This window comes from Pseudoalteromonas sp. A22 (assembly GCF_018141345.1).
Classification (GTDB): domain Bacteria; phylum Pseudomonadota; class Gammaproteobacteria; order Enterobacterales; family Alteromonadaceae; genus Pseudoalteromonas; species Pseudoalteromonas maricaloris.
The window spans coordinates 1,204,750-1,225,240 of the sequence record NZ_CP047237.1 but is presented as its reverse complement, the minus strand read 5'-3'; the positions used below and the strand labels follow the sequence as shown (position 1 = coordinate 1,225,240).

Annotated in this window: 18 protein-coding genes; 15 read left to right on the top strand and 3 right to left on the bottom strand. The window is 44.4% G+C overall.

Annotated elements, in window-relative coordinates; translation table 11 throughout:
- Nucleotides 1–449: 449 nt before the first annotated feature.
- Nucleotides 450–2,054 (bottom strand): isocitrate lyase, encoded by a 1,605-nt coding sequence (locus GSF04_RS05000; RefSeq protein ID WP_039495346.1) that lies wholly within the window; start codon nt 2,052–2,054, stop codon nt 450–452.
- 247 nt (nt 2,055–2,301) lie between these two features.
- On the opposite strand from GSF04_RS05000, the gene GSF04_RS04995 reads away from it, so the two are divergent.
- Complete coding sequence (locus tag GSF04_RS04995; protein ID WP_211856922.1) at nt 2,302–4,479, top strand: malate synthase G; 2,178 nt, start codon at nt 2,302–2,304, stop codon at nt 4,477–4,479.
- A 151-nt stretch (nt 4,480–4,630) separates the two neighbouring features.
- Here the strand turns inward: GSF04_RS04995 and GSF04_RS04990 are convergent, their stop codons facing one another.
- Nucleotides 4,631–5,146, bottom strand: a complete 516-nt coding sequence (locus GSF04_RS04990) for a cysteine hydrolase family protein (protein WP_211856920.1) — start codon at nt 5,144–5,146, stop codon at nt 4,631–4,633.
- Nucleotides 5,147–5,248: 102 nt separating this feature from the next.
- Here GSF04_RS04990 and GSF04_RS04985 point away from each other — a divergent pair, with 102 nt between their 5' ends.
- The 11 genes from GSF04_RS04985 (at nt 5,249) to GSF04_RS04935 (ending at nt 15,442) form a co-directional block, all read left to right on the top strand.
- Nucleotides 5,249–6,160 (top strand): helix-turn-helix domain-containing protein, encoded by a 912-nt coding sequence (locus tag GSF04_RS04985; protein WP_211856918.1) that lies wholly within the window; start codon nt 5,249–5,251, stop codon nt 6,158–6,160.
- 304 nt (nt 6,161–6,464) lie between these two features.
- The gene (locus GSF04_RS04980; protein WP_010605544.1) at nt 6,465–6,965 is read left to right on the top strand and encodes a hypothetical protein; all 501 of its coding nucleotides are present in this window, start codon (nt 6,465–6,467) and stop codon (nt 6,963–6,965) included.
- Nucleotides 6,958–7,170 carry a helix-turn-helix transcriptional regulator gene (locus GSF04_RS04975; RefSeq protein ID WP_045988593.1) on the top strand — a complete coding sequence of 71 codons (213 nt, stop codon included), beginning with the start codon at nt 6,958–6,960 and terminating at the stop codon, nt 7,168–7,170. Before GSF04_RS04980 ends, GSF04_RS04975 begins: the two co-directional genes overlap by 8 nt.
- A gap of 214 nt (nt 7,171–7,384) precedes the next feature.
- Entirely contained in the window at nt 7,385–8,236 is an 852-nt protein-coding gene (locus tag GSF04_RS04970; RefSeq protein ID WP_211856916.1) for a transporter substrate-binding domain-containing protein, read from the top strand.
- 299 nt (nt 8,237–8,535) lie between these two features.
- Nucleotides 8,536–9,126, top strand: coding sequence for a transcriptional regulator BetI (gene betI / locus GSF04_RS04965; RefSeq protein ID WP_211856914.1), 591 nt, complete (start codon nt 8,536–8,538; stop codon nt 9,124–9,126).
- A gap of 1 nt (nt 9,127) precedes the next feature.
- Nucleotides 9,128–10,591, top strand: a complete 1,464-nt coding sequence (gene betB / locus GSF04_RS04960; protein WP_045988596.1) for a betaine-aldehyde dehydrogenase — start codon at nt 9,128–9,130, stop codon at nt 10,589–10,591.
- 9 nt (nt 10,592–10,600) lie between these two features.
- The gene (betA, locus tag GSF04_RS04955; protein ID WP_211856912.1) at nt 10,601–12,268 is read left to right on the top strand and encodes a choline dehydrogenase; all 1,668 of its coding nucleotides are present in this window, start codon (nt 10,601–10,603) and stop codon (nt 12,266–12,268) included.
- 151 nt (nt 12,269–12,419) lie between these two features.
- Nucleotides 12,420–13,637, top strand: coding sequence for a BCCT family transporter (locus GSF04_RS04950; protein ID WP_211856910.1), 1,218 nt, complete (start codon nt 12,420–12,422; stop codon nt 13,635–13,637).
- 12 nt (nt 13,638–13,649) lie between these two features.
- A complete protein-coding gene (locus GSF04_RS04945; protein ID WP_130165587.1) occupies nt 13,650–14,351 on the top strand; it encodes a TorF family putative porin in 702 nt (233 codons plus the stop codon).
- A gap of 101 nt (nt 14,352–14,452) precedes the next feature.
- Nucleotides 14,453–14,836, top strand: coding sequence for a VOC family protein (locus GSF04_RS04940; protein WP_211856908.1), 384 nt, complete (start codon nt 14,453–14,455; stop codon nt 14,834–14,836).
- A gap of 297 nt (nt 14,837–15,133) precedes the next feature.
- On the top strand, nt 15,134–15,442 hold the full coding sequence (locus tag GSF04_RS04935; RefSeq protein ID WP_211856906.1) for a cupin domain-containing protein: 309 nt from the start codon (nt 15,134–15,136) through the stop codon (nt 15,440–15,442).
- A gap of 25 nt (nt 15,443–15,467) precedes the next feature.
- Here GSF04_RS04935 and GSF04_RS04930 read toward each other — a convergent pair whose 3' ends face one another.
- A complete protein-coding gene (locus tag GSF04_RS04930; protein WP_039495368.1) occupies nt 15,468–16,403 on the bottom strand; it encodes a LysR family transcriptional regulator in 936 nt (311 codons plus the stop codon).
- A 122-nt stretch (nt 16,404–16,525) separates the two neighbouring features.
- Between GSF04_RS04930 and GSF04_RS04925 the strand changes: the two genes are divergently transcribed.
- From GSF04_RS04925 to GSF04_RS04915, 3 genes are read left to right on the top strand one after another with little or no spacing between them, the layout of a single operon-like run.
- On the top strand, nt 16,526–18,520 hold the full coding sequence (locus tag GSF04_RS04925; protein ID WP_211856904.1) for a ligand-gated channel protein: 1,995 nt from the start codon (nt 16,526–16,528) through the stop codon (nt 18,518–18,520).
- On the top strand, nt 18,520–19,611 hold the full coding sequence (locus tag GSF04_RS04920; RefSeq protein WP_211856903.1) for a PepSY-associated TM helix domain-containing protein: 1,092 nt from the start codon (nt 18,520–18,522) through the stop codon (nt 19,609–19,611). The genes GSF04_RS04925 and GSF04_RS04920 overlap by 1 nt, the downstream gene beginning before the upstream one ends.
- Before the next feature lie 2 nt (nt 19,612–19,613).
- The gene (locus GSF04_RS04915) at nt 19,614–20,441 is read left to right on the top strand and encodes a DUF4198 domain-containing protein (protein ID WP_211856902.1); all 828 of its coding nucleotides are present in this window, start codon (nt 19,614–19,616) and stop codon (nt 20,439–20,441) included.
- Nucleotides 20,442–20,491: the final 50 nt, after the last annotated feature.

Genomic DNA, 20,491 nt, shown 5'->3' with positions numbered 1-20,491 from the left:
TACATGGAAAAGTGGGGTAAATATGGAAAGTGTAAAGGGGGTTTACAGCAGAATGAAGTGCTTATAAATCTGAGGTTAGTCATATTTTGATTTTTAGTCAAAATAAACTCAGAACAAAATTTTACTAAGTAAGTTAGTAAAAATGTGACCTGTCGCTGGTTTAGTTAGTAAAATTTTGGTTTGTGAAAGTGAAAAAAGTCACAAATGCGCTCTTTTTTGTCTGGATCTTAGATCTTTACTGTAAAGATCGGGATCGTTAGATGTTGAGTTAATAAAATTCTGATCTCAAATAGGTATATGTTAGTAAAAATATGATCTGAATAACTGACGTTGGTAAATACGTGATCTCAGTTACCAGTAGCTAGTAAAAATCTGATCCACATAGATAAAAGGGCCTGGCGGCCCTTGCTGATTAAGGAACTATATAAGTCGTTATCTAAATCCAGTGTTTAGAACTGGTTCATGGTGTTGGCTTCACCGCCTGCTTTGAGTGCGTTCTCACCAGAGAAATACTCTTTGTGCGTGTCACCGATATTAGAGCCCGCCAAGTCTTGGTGTTTAACTGATGCTTGTTCGCGACGGATTTCTTGTCGTTGCACATCGCGTACATAGGCAAGCATACCCGCGTCACCAAAATAGCCTTCAGCCAGAATATCAGTGCTGAGTGCTGCTGTATGGTAAGTTGGCAGTGTAATAAGGTGATGGAAAATTCCGGCTTCTCTTGCCGAGTCTCGCTGGAAGTTTTGCACCAGTAGATCGGCTTCGGTTGCCAACTCGGTTGCGTCTAACTCTGGCGCCATCAATACTTTTGCATCCGCGCTTGGATTTGGGTATGCCGATAAGTCTTTACCTTGTTCCTGCCATTGCTGGTATACCTGTTCACGGAATTTTAATGTCCAGTTGAACGATGGCGAGTTGTTGTATACAAGCTTAGCGTTAGGCACTTGTTCGCGAACTCGGTTAACTAGCTCGGCAATTTGCTCGATATTTGGCTTTTCGGTTTCAATCCACAATAGATCTGCGCCTGATTGAAGACTGGTTACACAGTCTAGTACCACACGATCTTTTTCTGTGCCTGCTCTGAATTGGTATAAACCGTTGTCTAAGCGAACTGGCTTTTGCAGTTCGCCACCCAATTTAATTGCCATCTCACCTTCTTGTAAGTCAGCGGCCGAGGTAACTGGCGTGGTGTCTAAATAGCTAGTGTATTGGCTCGCAAGGTCGCCCTGCGCTTTTGATACTGGCACTTTTTGCGTCAAACTTGCACCCAATGAGTCAGTGCGTGCGACGATAACGCCATCTTCAACACCAAGCTCAAGGAAAGCATATCGTACAGCGTTAATCTTAGCTAAAAAGTCCTCATGGGGAACCGTTACTTTACCTGCTTGGTGGCCACACTGTTTTGCGTCCGATACTTGGTTTTCGATTTGAATTGCACAAGCACCCGCTTCAATCATTTGTTTAGCTAATAGGTAGGTTGCTTCTTCGTTACCAAAACCGGCATCAATATCAGCAATGATAGGCACTACATGGGTTTCGAAGTTATCGATTTTGCTAAGGATCTCTGTTGTATCTTGGCCTTTTGCTCTCGCTGCATCAAGATCTTTGTAGAGATGATCTAGCTCTCGCGCATCGGCTTGCTTGAGGAAGGTGTAGATCTCTTCAATCAAAGCTGGAACCGCTGTTTTTTCATGCATACTTTGGTCAGGTAGTGGGCCAAACTCTGAGCGCAGTGCAGCAACCATCCAGCCACTTAGGTATACGTAAGAGCGTTTTGTGGTTTTATTGTGACGCTTTACTGCCATCATCATTTGTTGCGCGGTAAAACCGTGCCAACAACCAAGCGATTGCGTGTATTGGCTGCTATCTGCGTCGTACGCTGCCATGTCTTCACGCATCACTTTTGCCGTGTATTTTGCAATGTCCAAACCGGTTTTAAAACGGTTTTGTAGGTGCATACGGCTGGCATACTCAGGACTGATAGACTGCCAAGTTTTTCCTTGGCTTTGGCATAGACTAGAGAAATGATCTAACTGAGTTTGATACTGAGACATAATTAGCTTCCTTTGAACGGGTACTATAAATCAAATTAAATTCTGGTTGTTTGTTACACGAAACCAACTGGTGTGAGAGTGGTTGGCTGCGGGCTTAATTAAACACTAGGCCGATAAATTAGATTTTTTAAATTTATAGTTATTATTACGAGTATATTTTTTGTGAATGGGAAAAGGGGTTCGTTTTTCCAAAAATTGTTTTATGTTTGACCTATCCCGTTCAAAAAATGTTAATCAAGGACTCTCCATGAGCAAGTATGTCACTCATTCAGGCTTCCAAATTGCGACTCCACTGGCGCAGTTTGTTGAGCAATCTTTACTTCCCGGTACGGGGATCGCGGTCAATCAATTTTGGCAAGGCGTAGTGGATATTTTTTCGGAACTTGGGAAGCAAAACCAAGCGTTACTCAACAAACGCGATATCCTGCAACAGCAAATTGACGATTACCACCTCTCTCATCCTGATTGGCAATCTGCAGAATATCGGACATTTCTTGAATCTATCGGTTATTTGCAGCCTGAGCCTGAAGATTTTGCCATCAAAACCGAACATGTAGAGCCTGAAATTGCGAGCGCAGCCGGTCCTCAGTTAGTGGTGCCTGTTAGTAACGCAAGGTTTGCGCTCAATGCGGCGAATGCGCGTTGGGGCTCCTTGTATGATGCGCTCTATGGAACGGATGTCCTTGGCGAAGAGGATGGTGCTGAGCGTACTCAAGCCTATAATCCGAACCGTGGATTTAAAGTCATGGCTTATGCTAGGCAATTCCTCGATAAAGCACTGCCGTTGGCTGAAGGTTCTCACATAGAAAGTACGAACTACGCGATTCTAGACGGCAATTTGGTGATTACACTCAACGACAGTACCCAAGTTGCACTGCAAAAGCCTGATCAGCTAGTGGGTTATCAGGGGGAGGCACAAAATCCAAGCGCGGTATTGTTGCGCCACCATGATCTGCATATTGAGATCCAAATTGATCCACACCATCCGATCGGACAGGCAGACAAAGCCGGGATCAAAGATGTCGTCCTTGAGGCTGCACTTACGACAATCATGGATTGTGAAGACTCAGTTGCGGCGGTGGATGCACACGACAAAGTATTGGTATACCAAAATTGGTTAGGCTTGATGAAAGGGAGCTTGAGTGAGACCTTCGAAAAGTCAGGTCAATCGCTGACTCGGACGCTAAATGCCGACCGAAGTTACGTAGATACACAAGGCCAGCGTATGACACTAAAAGGTCGCTCTATGATGTTTGTGCGCAATGTTGGCCACCTAATGACAACGCCAGCGATACTGGATGCAGAAGGAAACGAGCAGTTCGAAGGGATCTTAGATGCCATCATGACAAGCACGGCTGCGCTGCATGATTTACAAGGCAATAGTCCGTTTAAAAACTCGACGGCAGCAAGTATCAATATCGTGAAGCCAAAGATGCACGGGCCTGAAGAAGTCGCTTTCACTGATACCCTATTTAGCCGAGTTGAAGCGCTGCTCTCGCTACCCAAAAATACCATTAAAATGGGGATTATGGATGAAGAGCGCCGTACTTCGGTAAACTTAAAAGCGTGTATTGCTGCTGCTAAGCAGCGTGTAGTATTTATCAATACTGGCTTTTTGGATAGAACAGGCGATGAAATTCATACCTCAATGCTGGCGGGCCCTGTATTGCCCAAAGTGGCAATTAAAGGACAGTCTTGGATAGCGGCCTATGAAGATCAAAACGTGGACATTGGCCTTAAAACCGGTTTTAGGAAAAAGGCACAAATAGGCAAAGGAATGTGGCCAATGCCAGATAAAATGGCGCTGATGATGGAGCAAAAACAAGGCCATCCTGAGTCTGGTGCTAATACTGCATGGGTGCCCTCTCCTACCGCAGCAACGCTCCATGCGATGCACTATCACTATGTGGATGTGTTTGCACGCCAACTTGAGATAAAAACACGTCAGCAAGCATCGCTTGATAACTTACTTACGCCCCCGTTGATGTTAGAAAACGATTTGTCTGCGGAGGATATTCAAGCCGAATTAGACAATAATGCGCAGGGAATTTTGGGCTACGTGGTGCGCTGGATAGATCAAGGTGTAGGTTGCTCAAAAGTGCCTGATATCAATCACGTTGGATTAATGGAAGACAGAGCAACCCTTAGGATCTCAAGCCAGCATATCGCTAACTGGTTATATCATGGCATTTGTAGCGAAGAGCAAGTAGAAAAAACCTTTAGACGCATGGCTGCTGTTGTAGATGGTCAAAACGAAGGTGACAGCCTCTACCAACCAATGCTCAATGACCATAAACCGCTTAGTGAAAACCTTGCCTATAAAGCGGCGTTATCTTTGGTATTTGAAGGCCGAGTACAACCCAATGGTTACACCGAACCGCTACTTCACGCTTATCGACAAGCCTATAAGCAGCAGGCTAATTAGTCCCTTTTCATTTCGATGTCACTCAAATCAAGGCTGGTCAATCCAGCCTTTTTGGTTTTTCTGCTTGTGTCGAGGTAAACCTCGACCTACGTTGGATTTGTAGGTCGTGATTTATCATGACGAGCTTCTATTTATATCTCGCCGTTATAGGCTACATTTGCGACACGGCAATCAAAGGTACTCGTGTTGAAACACCGTTGAGTGCAATTTTGTGGATCATTTCATCTATGGTAGTGCTGCAATCACTGAGAATGTAGACATTGTACTGCTCCGCCGATTTCGATAGTGCGGTATGGGTTACACAGTTTTGTGTCATCATGCCGCAGATATATAAAGTGTCGATATCTTTAGATTGGAGCAAATCGTTTAAGGAGGTTTGCTCAAAGCTGTCGGCATAGGACTTTACGATATGGTGGCCGTTTTCTCGCGCTTGGCGTAGGCCATTATGAAGCTCTACACCGCTTGTGTCGGCATTGAAAAATGGTGCTTTTCCTTGCTCTGGATTAGCTATGTGCTGGACATAAATGACTTCCATATTTTGCTCTGCTGCTTTTTTGATAGCTGAATTGATGTTTGCTAGTGTATTTCTGGTATTCCATAGCGGGAAAAGCCCTCCAGGAAAGTAGTCATTTTGAATGTCGATCACCAATAGTGCGCTGTTGTTCATTTTTTTACCTCGTTAGTTAATTTGCAGAGGTATTGTGCTGGAGTTGTAACTTTGACTGGAGTGTCTAAAATGACATTTTTGAGTTCAAATTCGACAACGTAGATGAAACCAATCAAAGTGGCGATTTGTCACTATCCTTATGCGATGAAGTCGGCTGTGTATGGTCTAGAAGAGTTGTTTTTTCTAGCAGATAGAATTTGTATCGAAGAGTCACAGGATACTCGCTTTATAACACATGTTGTCACCTTCAGTGGTGCTGTAAAGGGGGATTACAATATTGTGTTATTGCCGCCGAGTGTTAGTTCTGATTATTACCTCAAACCTGAACCTCAATTACTTGCTTGGTTAACCGAGCAGCACCAACAAGGTGCAGTTATCGCCTCTGCCTGTGCGGGGGCTTTTATACTTGCGGCCTCGGGGCTAAGTCATCAGCGCTTACTTACCACGCATTGGGGGTTAACTGAGGCATTTAAACGGCACTTTCCTAACCAGCCTATCGATACGCGAAAAATTTTAATCGATCACAATGATATTATGTCGGCTGGCGGCATGATGTCATGGCTTGATCTTGGATTAGAGCTAGTCAAAAAATATAGCGGTCACATAGTCATGCGTAAGTTAGGCAAAACGCTTGTCGTAGATACGGCTCAGCGGGAGCAGAGCTACTATCATCAATTTCAGCCAAACTTTCAACATGGTGATGATGCTGTGCTGCGCGCTCAGCAATACATTAACACCCATTATGGTCGCAATATTTCAATTACAGAACTGGCTGATATCGCTCTACTTACTCAAAGAACCTTACAGCGACGTTTTGCTAAGGTGCTCGGACTCAATCCAAATCAATATCTGCAGCGGTTTCGGGTGCAGAAAATGTGTGATTTATTAGAAAGCACGAGCAAGCCATTTGATTGGATTGCGCACCAGGTAGGGTACGAGGATACGACAGCCTGCCGCAAGGTGTTTAATAAGTGTATGGGCTTAACACCAAGCGAGTTTCGAAAACGTTTCTAGCTAACCTGAACCCGGGATAACAACTTGTTCTCTAGCAGCTGTTATCCCTTACTACTGCGTTAAATTTGCTTGCAATAGGCCAGCTATTGACGCACAAATTTGCCTTGTATTAAGAAATAACTTCTGGCTAGAGTGATGTTACACTTTTGAGCTTAGGTATTTTAGTTTAATAACTAACTTCTTATCCCAAGTTCAGGTTGGTTATTTAAACTTGACTTAAAGTAAAAAATATTTGACTTGTGGTTGAGCAAAGTTTACGCTTTTAATGTAAAAAATACTTAACTTTGAGTAAAGTGAGGGTAACATGGAAAGCAACAATAAGATTAAAGCGTTTTTAGACTCGTTGAGTTTCCGTGACTTAACGATTGCGATAGAGTTTTTGGTAACAGGTTATATCTTGTATTTTTATTTAGGCGAAATAACAGCGGCTACAGAGCAGTTACGTCAAGATCCGAGTTGGGTATCAGGATTGTTGCTCAAGGTGATTGTTATTTCTATCGTGACATCTATTGCAGGTCAGCTGCTACTGAGCTTTGTTAGTGATAAAGATATGGATAAGCCGTTAGATGAACGTGAAAAATTGATTGCGCTATCTGGGTGCAAACCTGCCTACTGGGTGCTTCAGGTTGGTGTGTGTATCTCTATTTTCCAGTATTCTGCCGAAGCGCAAGATTGGTCGCAAGCGCTTCCTTTTGAACTACCATTTGCACCACTTCATATTTTAGTGATTGCATTTTTGCTGGCTGAATTGGTCGGTTATGGAACTCAGCTCGTCAAAGCTCGTTTGGGAGCTGTGTATGGCTGATTTACCAATAAAAAACAAAATCAGAATGCTGCGTTTTATGAGCGGTGAAATGACACAAAAAGAGCTTGCTGAGCGAGTGGGTGTTACGAGACAAACGATTATGGCGATCGAGGCTGCAAAATACTCACCTTCGCTCGAAGTAGCATTTAAGATAGCGCATGTATTTAATGTCTCTATTGAAGAAGTATTCGAATATCAGCCATAAAGTGCCAAAACAAGCGTGATGTAAAGGGGGTTTACGTCACGCTTTTTTGTTTCTGTGAGCACGGATACGTTTTTTGATTTAAATAGTTTAATAATTAGGCATTGTAATCTAGGCTTTAGGTAAATATATTGTTACTACTAAAGATAGTGCCTATGCAATGAACAGAGTCGTCATGTTATAAGGCCGATTGTCATAGACTTGCTCACGAGGTGTCATGGTTAAGCAGTACATATCAGTGAATAACTTGATTGGCACGATTATTTTGGTGTGGGGCTTGGTAATTCCCCCTGCCAGTGCAAGTGAATGCAGTAAAACGGTGAATATCGGCGTTGTTGCCGATTGGCCGCCATTAACTGTATTTGATGAGCTTGGACCTTGGGGCCTAGACGTAGACATTGCCGAAATGGTGTTCCAGCATGTTGCCGTGTGTACCACCTATATTCGCCTCCCTTCCAGCGCTCGCACTTTTGAAGAGATGTCAAAAGGAGTGATAGATGTCGCGGTAATGGTTAGCTACACTAAAGATAGAGAAGCATACGGAGATTTCTCTCTGCCCTACCGTTTTGAACGTATGCGATTATTCTCGTTATCACCTCCCACAGCGCTTGCCGATCTCGCTTCATTACTAAAGCAATCGAAAACCATAGGGTTGAGCATCGGATCTTACTATGGAGAGGAACTTAATAAGCTTAAACAAGATCCCCGCTATAAAGATCAATTTGTGAGTATTGCCAGTGCGCAGCGGCGGGTTGAAATGCTAATGAAAGCGCGCGTTGATTTTATTGTGGATGATATGATCACGGGGAACTATTTTATTAAAGAGCGAGGACTTGACGCTGCACAGGCTTGGCCTTATGTGGTACATGATAACCAAGTACATTTTTTGCTGCGTAAAAATGTTTTTAGTGCGAGGCTGAAAAGTAAAATTGATGAGGCGATCTTAGCGCTTAAGCCTAAGATTGAATTGCTAGTGGCGAGTTATCAGTCAAACGCGTCTTTTGGGGTTTCAACTGTCTCAAATAGATTTCCTAGTTACCAATCGTTACCGCTTTCAAATCTTAACTAGCAAGGATGTTTAGTCTTACTCAGTTCCATCATTTGATTCGGTTTTGGTTGTTTTATAGTCAAACCAAACTTAATCAAATTGTCACATCAAAACGGTAAATTATCGCAAATACCTGCAAAATCTCAGATTTTTTAAAATTTTTTAAGATTTTTTGTAATCCTTTAAAACCCCTTAGCTATCATGGGATTAACCTAGGTACAAACGTCAAAAATTTGGCTTTTTACAAAAAGTCAACCTTGAAGTCTCATCTTTATCACCCTAAGATTTATTTTAATTGAACGGTCAATTAATAAAAAGCTATGCCAAAAGTCGGAATGGAACCTGTTCGTCGTCAGCAGCTAATTGACGCCACTTTAGAGTCAGTTGCCGAGTTAGGATTACAAGCAACCACTATTAATAGTATCAGTAAAAGAGCCGGTCTCTCATCAGGGATCATCAGTCACTATTTTGGTGGTAAACAAGGCTTGATTGAAGCAACCGTGCGCTATCTATTAAATAACTTGAAATACAGTTTGTTGGACAAAACCTACGGTGGTTGTAGTGCCGAGCAGCGACTCATGTATATCGTAGAAGCTAACTTTGCCATGGTGCAGCAGCAGTCAAATACGACGCGCACTTGGTTGAGTTTCTGGGCGCAGTCCATGCACGATGACGAGTTACACCGACTACAGCGTGTTAACAGTCGCCGTCTGCAGAGTAACCTAGCGACTTCGTTAGCTGCTTTTATGGCGCGAGCACAGGCAAAGGAAGCGGCTGAGCTTGCTGCCGGTATGATTGACGGACTCTGGTTAAGAGCAGTGCTAAGCAAAGCTGACCATCATGCGTTTCATCACAGTGAAACGCTCGCAAAACGCTACATTCAATCACTTATTAAGCAGTTTGGAGGATAATGTGACAGTCCCTGTATATCAAAATTTTATTCATGGCCAGTTCTTGGCAAACCACTCAGGCGAAAAGTTTGCAGTAAAAAATCCAGCAACGGATGAAGTGATCTATGAGGTAGAGGTTGCTGACAGTCATGTTCAGCAAGCTGCGATTGAAAGTGCTAAAGCGGGCTTTGCATTATGGTCAGCGATGGCGCCAATTGAGCGTAGTCGTGTTTTACATAAAGCGGTATCTCTGTTGCGCGAGCGCAATGATGAGCTTGCTAAGATTGAAGTGTTAGATACAGGTAAACCTTGGCAAGAGGCTGAATGTGTAGACATTCAAACTGGCGCTGATGTGATTGAATATTTTGCAGGGTTGGCTCCCGCTCAAGTTGGCACTCAGCAGCCAGTGGGAGGGGACTTTTTCTATACTCGTAAAGAGCCCTTGGGGATTTGTGCAGGCATTGGCGCGTGGAATTATCCACTGCAAATTGCGTGTTGGAAATCAGGCCCTGCACTTGCCGCTGGTAACGCCCTCATTTTTAAGCCATCGGAAGAAACACCACTTGGCGCGATTAAGCTGGCCGAAATCTTTATTGAAGCCGGCGTCCCCGCGGGCGTATTCAATGTGGTACAAGGTGCCGCTGAGGTGGGCCAATGGCTAACTACCAGCCCTGATATTGAAAAAGTATCGTTCACCGGTGAAGTGGGTACTGGCAAAAAAGTAATGCAAAGTGCGGCAAGCAATTTAAAAGAAGTGACGATGGAGCTAGGTGGCAAATCACCACTTATCGTCTTTGAAGATGCTGATATCTCTCAAGCGATAAGTGCCGCGATGTTGGGCAACTTCTACACTCAAGGTGAAGTGTGTACCAACTGCACACGCGTATTTGTACAGCGTAAGGTTTACGACGCCTTTTTGGCTGAGTTAAAGCAGCGTACCGAACAAAATATCATCGCTGGCGATCCGCTCGATCCAAACGTAAATCTTGGCGCCCTAATCTCAAAGCAGCATCACACACTGGTGATGGATTACATTGCAAAAGGCAAAGCTGAAGGCGCAACCGTACTGACCGGTGGTGAGGCACTTAGTCCTGAAACGGCGCCAAACGGCTACTTTGTCGCACCGACCGTATTTATCGACTGTCATGATGACATGACCATAGTGAAAGAAGAGATCTTTGGCCCAGTGATGTCGGTATTGGTATTCGATGACGAGGAAGAAGTCATTCAACGTGCAAACAACACCCACTTAGGTTTGGCTGCAGGTGTGTTTAGTAAAGATATTCAACGTGCTCACCGTGTCATCCACCAGCTAGAAGCTGGTATTTGTTGGATCAATAGTTATGGCAACTCACCCGCTGAAATGCCAGTGGGAGGCTATAAGCAGTCGGGCATTGGCCGCGAAAATGGCATCGAGACGCTAGATCAATATACCCAGACTAAGTCTGTGTATGTTGGTATGAGCGATATTGAAAGTCCATTTTAATCGAGGAGTATGATGACTGATTTTGATTATATTATTGTAGGTGCGGGTTCTGCTGGCTGTGTGCTTGCAAACCGCCTATCGGAAAATCCAGCGCACAAAGTGCTACTACTCGAAACTGGCGGTAGTGATAAGAGTATTTTTATTCAGATGCCAACCGCGCTATCTATTCCAATGAATACCGATAAATATGCTTGGCAGTTCCATACTGAGCCCGAGCCGCACTTAGACAATCGCGTTATGCATTGTCCTCGCGGCAAGGTACTTGGTGGCTCATCGTCAATCAATGGCATGGTGTACGTTCGAGGTCATGCTAAAGACTTTGACGAGTGGCAAGACAGTGGTGCACAAGGTTGGGATTATCAGTCTTGTTTGCCTTACTTCAAGCGCGCTGAATCTTGGTATTTAGGTGGCGATGAATACCGTGGTGAGCAAGGTCCGCTTGGCACCAATAATGGTAATGAAATGGCAAACCCGCTCTATCGTGCGTTTATTAGCGCTGGTGAGCAAGCGGGTTATGCGTTTACCAAAGACTATAACGGTGAGCAGCAAGAAGGCTTTGGGCCGATGCATATGACCGTAAAAGACGGTAAACGTTGCTCGTCTAGCCGAGCCTATCTAGACCCCATTAAACATCGCAGTAACCTCACCATAGTCACGGGTGCCTTGGTACAAAAAGCACTGTTAGATGGCAAAACCGCTACAGGCGTTGAATACAGTGTAAAAGGAAACCTGAAAAAAGCGAATGCAGCGAAGGAAGTGATCCTAAGTGCAGGTTCAATTGGTTCACCACATTTATTACAGTTATCTGGCATTGGTGATACAGAGGCTTTGACTGCCGCAGGCGTTGAAGTAAAACACCATTTACCCGGAGTGGGCAAAAACCTTCAAGATCACTTGGAGTTTTATTTCCAATACAAGTGTAAGCAGCCCATCACCTTAAACGGCAAGCTGGGGTTAATTTCTAAAGGTTTGATCGGTGCAAGATGGTTGCTTGATAAATCAGGTCTTGGCGCGACCAATCACTTTGAATCTTGTGCCTTTATTCGTTCGAAAGCAGGCGTTGAGTGGCCAGATCTTCAGTACCACTTTTTACCTGCGGCCATTCGCTACGATGGTAAAAGTGCCTTTGATGGTCATGGGTTCCAAGTTCATGTCGGCCACAATAAACCAAAGAGCCGTGGTGAAGTAACGATTAAGTCAGCAGATCCAACGGTGGCGCCTAAAATACAGTTTAATTACCTAGCTGAACAAGAAGACATCGAAGGGTTTAGAGCTTGTGTGCGACGCACGCGTGAAATCATTGAGCAAAGTGCGTTTGATGACTTTAGGCAGAGCGAGATCCAACCTGGTGAGCAAGTGCAAACCGATGAAGAAATTGATGCCTTTGTGCGTCAAGCGGTAGAAAGTGCTTATCACCCTTCTTGTTCATGCAAAATGGGTGAGGATGAAATGGCGGTTGTAGACTCGCAAACCCGTGTGCACGGTGTAAAGGGGCTACGCGTTGTGGATTCATCTATTTTCCCGACCATTCCAAACGGTAATCTCAACGCGCCGACTATTATGGTCGCGGAAAAAGCAGCGGATATGATTTTAGGCAATTCGCCACTTGCCGCTGAGGGAGCAAATGTTGCTATGACACAAAACTGGCAACAGGTTCAACGTAGTTCGGAGATCTAGTTTCGCCACTCGTATGGGAAAGTTCGTGCCCCATATGAGACCTGCAGTGGCATGCAGTGCAAATCGTTTGCACTGCATTAATGCGGGAATAATGTAAATAAAAACAACGGAGAAAAAATGAGTTACTTCTATCAATTTTGGGAGGGTGACAATGACAGTATGGCTTAGTGCAGGCATCATTTTCACCCTATTGGCAATTGCCTTTATTTTATTGAAGTGGGGGAATTTACAGTGCGTTGGTGTTACACCGGTTAAAACGTTCACTTTTATTGCAATCTTATTTACTTCTGGCCTAGATGTTGGCCTCATCATGTTTCCGCTTACGGAGTTTGCGGGTTACGCAGACATAAAAGCAAGCCCAGAGTATGCATTTACTAATCCGCTGGCCATAGAGTTTGGCTTTTGGGGGTTTTTAATCTGGGGGTTCTACTTTCTTACGTGCTTTTATTTCTGCGTAATAGAGCCCAAAGTGAAATTCTTTGAAATTCCTTGGGTTAAATTCATTAATAACCTAGTTATTATCGGTACTTGTGCGTTTACCGCATTCTTATTGTTGTCTAATCTACCTTGGTATTTGCCAAGCTTAGGCGACGGTGAGTCGGTTATTCCTAGTTTCTATTTGATAGTGTTTGCGGCGATTGCTTTTGCGGTTTATTCAAGCACCAGCCTGAAGTACGTGCGCTTTTTAAGCATTACGACAACTTGGGTCTTTATCGGTTTAATTGCCTTTATGTGGGCGTCAGCATTTGTCTTTGGTGACAGTGCAATGTCGAGTTATACCAACAACTTGGCGCTGATCGGTGGCTATTTTACTAATTTAGATCAGTTTGTGCTGCCACTGAATGACTATCACGAGTTCTATCTATTCTGGTGGTTTGCGTGGAGTATCATGATTGGGCAATTTACATCGCGTTTTGTCGGTGGTTTGAAAACCTATCAAGTGCTAGCGGCGATGTTGATTTTCCCATCTATTCCAATCGCAGCATGGTTTAGTGTGCTTTATCACTACCATGAGGCTGGGATCCCAACTGCGGGTATTAAAAACTTTGCAATGGTCTTTGTTGGCGTGGTGTTTGTAATTAATTCACTCGACTCTTTGATCCGCCTATATACAGACAACCTAAACCTCACGGTTAGCCGTTTGGGAAAAAGAAACTATATTTTATTTAATATCGTGGCGTTATCACTGCTTACGCTGTTATTTAAACTAAACTTTTTACAGATCCAATGGGTTGGTGCGTTAGTCATAGGCTTGTTCTTCTCATGTTTTGGTTACATTGCATATAGCAAATACAAAACCGTGAGCAAGATTGATAGCTCGCCAAAAGACAACCTTATCGACTTTAGCAAAATTGAATCAGTAAACTAGGGATACAACTACATGACAACTTTAAAGAAAACACTTTGTGCACTCCCACTTGTACTCGCGTCTAACTATGCGGCGGCAGACTGGTCTGCAACGCTTACAGGTGCATCTGACTATACCTTTAACGGTGTGAGTCAAACGCAAAATGATCCAGCTCTACAAGGCAGCATCGATAAAGCCTTTGCTAATGGCGTGTATGCTGGGAGCTGGGCGTCTAACGTCGATTTTGGTGATGACACGGATCTAGAGTGGGACTTTTATGTTGGCCGCTTTATCGAGCTGAACCAAAGCTGGAGCCTTGACTATGGTATTGCTTACTATTCTTATCATGGTGGTGACAACTCAAGCGATGGTAACTACCCAGAGATCTATACTAAGTTTGGTTACGCGAGTGAGTTTGGCCAAACTGAGTTTAATTTTTGGTACAGCTGGGATTATTTCGGAACTGAAGCGGGTCATACTATTGCGATGGTAGCACATACTTTTGAAATTGCAGAAGGTCATGCACTACGAGCAAGCTTTGATATTTCCAATTCATTGGATGGCGATAAATATACGTGGGATGGTAACGATAAGTCTTACAATCACTATCGCCTTGCTTACCAAACTGCATTTAAAGGGTTTGATATTGAAGTGGCGGCTGAAAACACGAGCTTAGATTGGGATACGGCTGATGAACGTATCGTACTTTCTGTGTCGAGAACATTTGATTTATAACTCGCATTAAGATGTGATGATTGTAATACCAGCCTAACCTAGGCTGGTATTTTTTTGCCTACAAGGCACAATGATTCAGTATTGTTATAAGGATGATGATTATGAATCTTAACCAAGTTACCCTGCCCGTTGATAATATGGATGCAGCTTGTCAATTCTATCGAACGCTAGGTTTTACTCAAATTGTTGATACACCTCACTATGCTCGATTTGAATGCCCTGAAGGTAATGCAACCTTCTCGTTATCTTTAGAAACGCCTCCCATCAAGAATGGTGCGGTTATTTACTTTGAGCATGAACAGTTAGATGAGTGGGTCACTGAGCTTGAGGCCCGGGGTATCGTATTTGAGCAACTGCCTACAGAGCAGCGCTATCTGTGGCGAGAAGCCATACTGTTTGACCCCGCAGGGAACAAGATCAAATTATACTGGGCTGGTGAAAATCGACTGGATCCTCCTTGGCGTGTGGAACTTAAAGGATTTTAGTAAGTTCATTCTTGTTTATTTAATGTTAAAATTTGTTTTACAAACATTGTTAAATTGTGTAACTTTAATGGTGACTGTACAACTGGGTAAGAAGTCCGAGTGGAGTCGCTTAAGTTAGGGGATTTTTCACCAATCGCCTGATGGATTGTTTTGAAAGATTGAGAACGACGTATTGAACATTTCTACAGATCAAGTTGTACCATTCTCCCAATTTGCCGTTACCAGATAAACGGATGTGCTGTTGCGGCAAATTATTTCTCTATCCTTGACTAATTGCTAGGCCCAAGTTTCAAACTTATGAACTTTCTAAAAGGTATTCCAGCTGATGTAACCGAAGAAATTTTTGAAACGGTGCTGTCTCGTCCAAATATTCGTATTGAACGGATAGTATCAAACGGTCATACCTCGCCAAGCTCTGGATATTACGATCAAGACGAAAACGAATGGGTATTGGTATTAAAGGGCTGTGGTGAGTTGACTTTTGATGATGGTAAAATAGTAACCTTAAAGGCGGGTGATAGTCTTAATATTCCCGCACATCAAAAGCATAAAGTAAGTTATACAGACACTTCTGAGCCAACTATATGGCTCGCCATCTTTTATTAACTACCAAAGTTCAACTGAGCGAAGCTTAGATAAAACTAAAGTCGCCAACAAACACTTGGTTGTCGTTGGAAACTTGGGTAAACCACTCTTTTAGGCTTTCAATGGCAGCGGTTGTTTTTGCCGCAACGGTATCGCGATGCGGCGTCACGGCGTAAACGCTATATTTTTGTAATGACCACTCTGAACATAGCCGTTTTAGCCTCCCTGATGAAAGGTGGTGCCTAATTTCTGGTTCAGGTAATACCCCATAGCCAATGCCATCTAGGGTGAGCTGAATACAAGCCTGCATATTATTCACCATAAAGCGCGCTGCCGGCAGCGCTATTTGCTGGTGGGTTTGTTGGTGGCTCAAATGGTAAGGGTTTTGTTTACTACTCGAATGACCAATCAAGGCGTGAGGCGCTAAGCTGTCTGGGTGCGATATATTGAGTTGTGCCAGTGGATGATGGCAACTGACACAGGGGATTAGTTGCCAGTCAGCAAGGTGACGGGCAATAAGGTTTGAGTCCTGTAAAGGGCCTATACAGATAGCTAAGTCAACTCCTTCAGTAATGATGTCAATGGGTTCGTCTGTTAAGATCAAATCGACTTTTATTTGTGGAAACTGCTCACTCAAGTAGCGCAGTGGCTTACTGAGTAGCCCTCCTCCAAACCCGATGGGGGCAGAGATCTTCAATATGCCAGAAGGCGTATGTTGTAATAACTCGAGTTCATGCTCCGCTTGCTCTGCGGTTTGCAGTATTTGTATCGCGGATTTGTAATAGATAGAGCCCGCTTCTGTGAGCGTGAGGTTACGAGTATTTCGATTAAATAAACTTAGGCCTATGTCTTGCTCTAATTTGCTGATCTGCTGGCTGACAGCCGAGGTGGTCATATGCAATAAGTCAGCGGCTTTACTCATACTGCCAGCTTCTACTGTTTTTGCGAACACTTTAAGTCCGCGAGTCAATTTCTGATTCATTGTTAAGACCTGCTTAAAATACCTTTAAGAAAAACCGCATTGCTCCAAAATACGCAATCATCATACCATTACAAATGAAAATAATTGTTATTTATCTTGTATTCTATCATGGAGGTTTCTCGATGTTGATGGCCTGTCGTAGTTTGGCGCCACTCTCTTTAGCTGTTGCTGCAGCCCTGCCTTTTTCCTCACTTGCACAAAGTGATGCAAAATCAGAAATAAAAGAAGAGGTGGAAGTGATCGTCGTATCCGCTTCTGGATTTGAGCAACTGCTAAAAAATGCACCGGCGTCTGTTAGCGTTATCAATCAAGAGGAGCTTCAGCAGCGATTTTATCGAGATCTTACCGATGCCATGACAGATGTTCCCGGAGTTGTAGTAACTGGAGGCGGAGACAGGGAAGATATTAGCCTTCGCGGCATGGGCAGTCAGTACACGCTTATCTTAGTCGACGGGCAAAGACAAAGTTCGCGTGAGACTCGGCCAAATAGTGACGGCCCTGGTGTTGAAGGTGCATGGACGCCTCCTGTTGCTGCCATCGAACGTATCGAAGTTGTGCGCGGACCTATGTCTTCGCTGTATGGCTCTGATGCAATTGGTGGTGTAATTAACATTATCACTAAAAAAACGCCTGACGAGTGGCATGGAGAAGTCAGAGTTGACGCAACCAGCCAAGAAAACAGTCGCTCAGGTGATATTTATCAGGCTAATTTCTTTGCTGCCGGCTCGCTAATCAAAGATACCTTAGGGGTACAAATTTACGGCCAAACTACGCACAGAGACGAAGACGAAATCGTGTCTGGCTTTAGAGGTCGCGATGCCGACACGTTGAAGGTAAAACTGGCCTATACACCATCAGATGAACACGAATGGTTATTGGATTATGGTATTGCTTCACAAACGCTTGATGCCACGCTAGGTAAAACGGTCGCAATGCTTGCGCCAGGTGAGCCGTGTGGCCGCAGAGGCTGTCCTGAGTCCACCACAACCGAATACGATAGTGAGTCAATCTCTTTGACGCATAACGGTTACTGGTCATTTGGTAGCTCTCGTAGTTACTTAAAACATGAAGAGTTTGACAATAAATCCCGTGAGATGACGGTTAAAAACGTAGATTTCCAGTCTCTTTGGACGTTACCGCTTGGCGAGTCTCATACTAGCTCAATCGGTGTTGCTTATCTCAATGAAGACTTGACCGACAAAACCAGTAACCGCATTAGTGATTTGCAGCAAGTCGACAACGATCAATGGTCGGTATTTGCTGAGGATGAGTGGCGCATCGTTGAGCCATTTGCCCTAACTATGGGCCTACGCTACGACAAAGACGGTAACTTTGGCGGCCATGTTAGCCCGCGTTTATACGGTGTTTATACTGCATCAGACGTGGTGACCGTTAAAGGTGGGATCTCAACCGGCTTTAGGGCGCCGAACTTGCGTCAAAGCACTGCGGCGTGGGGCCAAGTGAGTCGTGGTGGTAATATTTATGGTAATCCAGACTTAAACCCTGAAACCTCAATTAATTACGAGGTAGGCGTATACGTTGAGCTTGCTAAAGGGATCAGCACCTCAGCAACGGTATTCTATAACGAGTTTGACGATAAAATTTCACGGGTTTCATGCCCACTAACTCAATGTACGGACGGCCCTAACGAGTTTGGCTCGTTACCGACAACTTATGTCAATGTTGATGAAGCCGTAACCCAAGGGGGTGAAATTAGCTTCTCGGGTCAATTGACGGAAAAACTAAAGCTTAGCGCAAACTATACCTACACAGATTCGGAGCAAAAAACCGGAGTGTATGCTGGTAGCCCATTAAACCAGTTACCTAAACATCTGTTCCAAACTTCGCTTAATTATCAGTATTCTGATGAGCTAAACACGTGGTTACGCTTCCATTATCGTGGTGAAGAAAGCCAGCCTGTAACAGGGCCTTCGCAAAGTAGCTTAGTCGCACCTTCGTACAACCTAACTGATTTAGGTGCAAATTATCAGCTGAACGAAGCGATTAAGCTTGGATTTGGGATTTACAACCTTTTCGATGAAGAAATTACTGAAGCAGAATACGGCTACTTTGAAGATGGTCGTCGCTATTGGGCTTCATTGGCGTGGAGCTTTTAATGACACGAGTTCGCTCAGCGGCTAAGTCGTCGAATCGGCGATTTAAAAAGCTGTTTGATTGGCGCACTTGGCATTGGATGAGTTCAGCCGTGTGCTTGGTGGGAATGCTGCTATTTGCCGTGACTGGGATCACCTTAAATCACGCAAGCCAGATAGAAGCTGCACCTACTACATATGCCAAAGAAGCGGTGCTGCCAAGTGCTCTGTTGACCCAGCTTAACGCGGCGGCAGAGCAGACAGCGCTGCCACACAGCTTTCAATCTTGGTATCAGTCACACACAGGCGCGGCGTTACCTGCACTACAGCAAGTGCAGTGGAGCGAGTACGAATTGTATGTTGCGCTACCGAGAGCAGGTGGCGATGGCTGGTTTAGCATCGCCCTTGATAGCGGTGAGTTTTATCAAGAGATCACGGATCGTGGTTGGGTATCATACCTTAACGATCTTCACAAAGGACGTAATACAGGATTTGCATGGCGTATGTTTATTGATGTGTTTTCAGTAGCTTGTGTAGTGTTTTCACTCACAGGGTTATGGCTTTTATACAAGCATTCTCGAGGAAGAAAGTCGACCTGGCCGCTCGTCGCAGCAGGCTTTGTATTACCTGTTTTGGTGCTGATGGTACCCGCGCACGCTAAAGCTGATGAAGTTGAAATCACGATCCCGCGTTTAAACGTTGCGGAATATCACCCTCCTTATGTCGCAGTATGGCTGGCAGACAGCAAACAACAGCGAGTTGCCGATATTGCCGTTTGGTATGACGTTAATATGGCGGATAAAGAAGGTGAAAAGTGGCTAAAAGACTTACGCCTTTGGTGGCGTAGAAGCGGCCGTAGCCTATCCATGCCTGTAGATGGCGTAACTGGTGCGACAAGGCGTCCAGGTACGGCAAAGATTGATTTAACCCCTTGGCGCGATGAGTTTAAAGCTTTACCTGCGGGTGAATACACGCTGTTTGTGGAGGCTGCTCGTGAGCTTGGAGGTCGTGAAGTATTGAAACTGTCAGTGACCTTACCTATCACTGCGCCTGTCACTGTGATTGCAGAAGGTAAATCTGAACTCGCTACAACAATTTTAACAATGGAGCCTTAATCGTGAAAATTTCAACGTTAGTTTCTGGTGTCTTAGTTGCCTTAGCCGCATATAGCCCGTTAAGCGAAGCACACCGGGTATGGATAAAGCCAAGTACCACCGTGGTGTCTGGTGATAGCGAATGGATCACGTTTGATGCTGCCATCGCCAATGGGATCTTTAACCCAGATCATTATGCTTATCCACTAGAACGTTTATCTGCACTGTCCCCTTCTGGTAGCAAGGTCGAGCTTAAGAACGCCGCAAAACTTAAGTATCGTAGTGTGTTTGACATTGAGCTCAATCAGCAAGGCACTTACAAAGTGTTTAACCAAAGTCGCTCACTGGTGGCGCGCTGGACTGATGAAAACGGTGAAAAGCATTACTGGCCAGGACGCGGAAAAATTGGCTCAGTAGAAGCCTTTAACAAAGAAGTGCCAAAAACGGCAAAAGATTTAAGTGTGACCGACGTTGCAAGACGATTAGAAGTATTTGTAACTTTGGGCGCACCAAATAACACTGCGCTTAAGCCAACCGGCAAAGGGCTAGAGCTAAACTCGGTTACTCACCCTAATGATTTGTACACCGGTGAACCAATTACCCTGCAGTATACGATGGATGGTGAGCCTGCGAAGGGGGCAGAAATGATTGTGGTACGTCAAGATGAAAAGTACCGTGACAACAGTCAACCAAGCAAATATACAACAAATGCCAAAGGTGAAGTGACGCTAACGCTATCTGAGCCAGGCATGTATTGGTTTGAAGTGGAATATGAAGACGACAAAGCACAAGCACCCGCCACAAAACGTGCCGGCAGCTATGTCACTACCCTCGAGGTATTACCGCTTTAACCCATCGTCCCCATGTGGTTTGAGACGTGCAGTCGTCTCAGCCCATTTAA

What these genes read in the sequence shown, in the direction of transcription:
- GSF04_RS04950 (WP_211856910.1), top strand. Translation starts at nt 12,420, where the DNA reads ATGACAGTATGGCTTAGTGCAGGCATCATTTTCACCCTATTGGCAATT.
- GSF04_RS05000 (WP_039495346.1), bottom strand. Translation starts at nt 2,054, where the DNA reads ATGTCTCAGTATCAAACTCAGTTAGATCATTTCTCTAGTCTATGCCAA.
- GSF04_RS04920 (WP_211856903.1), top strand. Translation starts at nt 18,520, where the DNA reads ATGACACGAGTTCGCTCAGCGGCTAAGTCGTCGAATCGGCGATTTAAA.
- GSF04_RS04970 (WP_211856916.1), top strand. Translation starts at nt 7,385, where the DNA reads ATGGTTAAGCAGTACATATCAGTGAATAACTTGATTGGCACGATTATT.
- GSF04_RS04925 (WP_211856904.1), top strand. Translation starts at nt 16,526, where the DNA reads ATGTTGATGGCCTGTCGTAGTTTGGCGCCACTCTCTTTAGCTGTTGCT.
- GSF04_RS04995 (WP_211856922.1), top strand. Translation starts at nt 2,302, where the DNA reads ATGAGCAAGTATGTCACTCATTCAGGCTTCCAAATTGCGACTCCACTG.
- GSF04_RS04975 (WP_045988593.1), top strand. Translation starts at nt 6,958, where the DNA reads ATGGCTGATTTACCAATAAAAAACAAAATCAGAATGCTGCGTTTTATG.
- betI (WP_211856914.1), top strand. Translation starts at nt 8,536, where the DNA reads ATGCCAAAAGTCGGAATGGAACCTGTTCGTCGTCAGCAGCTAATTGAC.
- GSF04_RS04990 (WP_211856920.1), bottom strand. Translation starts at nt 5,146, where the DNA reads ATGAACAACAGCGCACTATTGGTGATCGACATTCAAAATGACTACTTT.
- GSF04_RS04945 (WP_130165587.1), top strand. Translation starts at nt 13,650, where the DNA reads ATGACAACTTTAAAGAAAACACTTTGTGCACTCCCACTTGTACTCGCG.
- GSF04_RS04935 (WP_211856906.1), top strand. Translation starts at nt 15,134, where the DNA reads ATGAACTTTCTAAAAGGTATTCCAGCTGATGTAACCGAAGAAATTTTT.
- GSF04_RS04940 (WP_211856908.1), top strand. Translation starts at nt 14,453, where the DNA reads ATGAATCTTAACCAAGTTACCCTGCCCGTTGATAATATGGATGCAGCT.
- GSF04_RS04930 (WP_039495368.1), bottom strand. Translation starts at nt 16,403, where the DNA reads ATGAATCAGAAATTGACTCGCGGACTTAAAGTGTTCGCAAAAACAGTA.
- betA (WP_211856912.1), top strand. Translation starts at nt 10,601, where the DNA reads ATGATGACTGATTTTGATTATATTATTGTAGGTGCGGGTTCTGCTGGC.
- GSF04_RS04980 (WP_010605544.1), top strand. Translation starts at nt 6,465, where the DNA reads ATGGAAAGCAACAATAAGATTAAAGCGTTTTTAGACTCGTTGAGTTTC.
- GSF04_RS04985 (WP_211856918.1), top strand. Translation starts at nt 5,249, where the DNA reads ATGAAACCAATCAAAGTGGCGATTTGTCACTATCCTTATGCGATGAAG.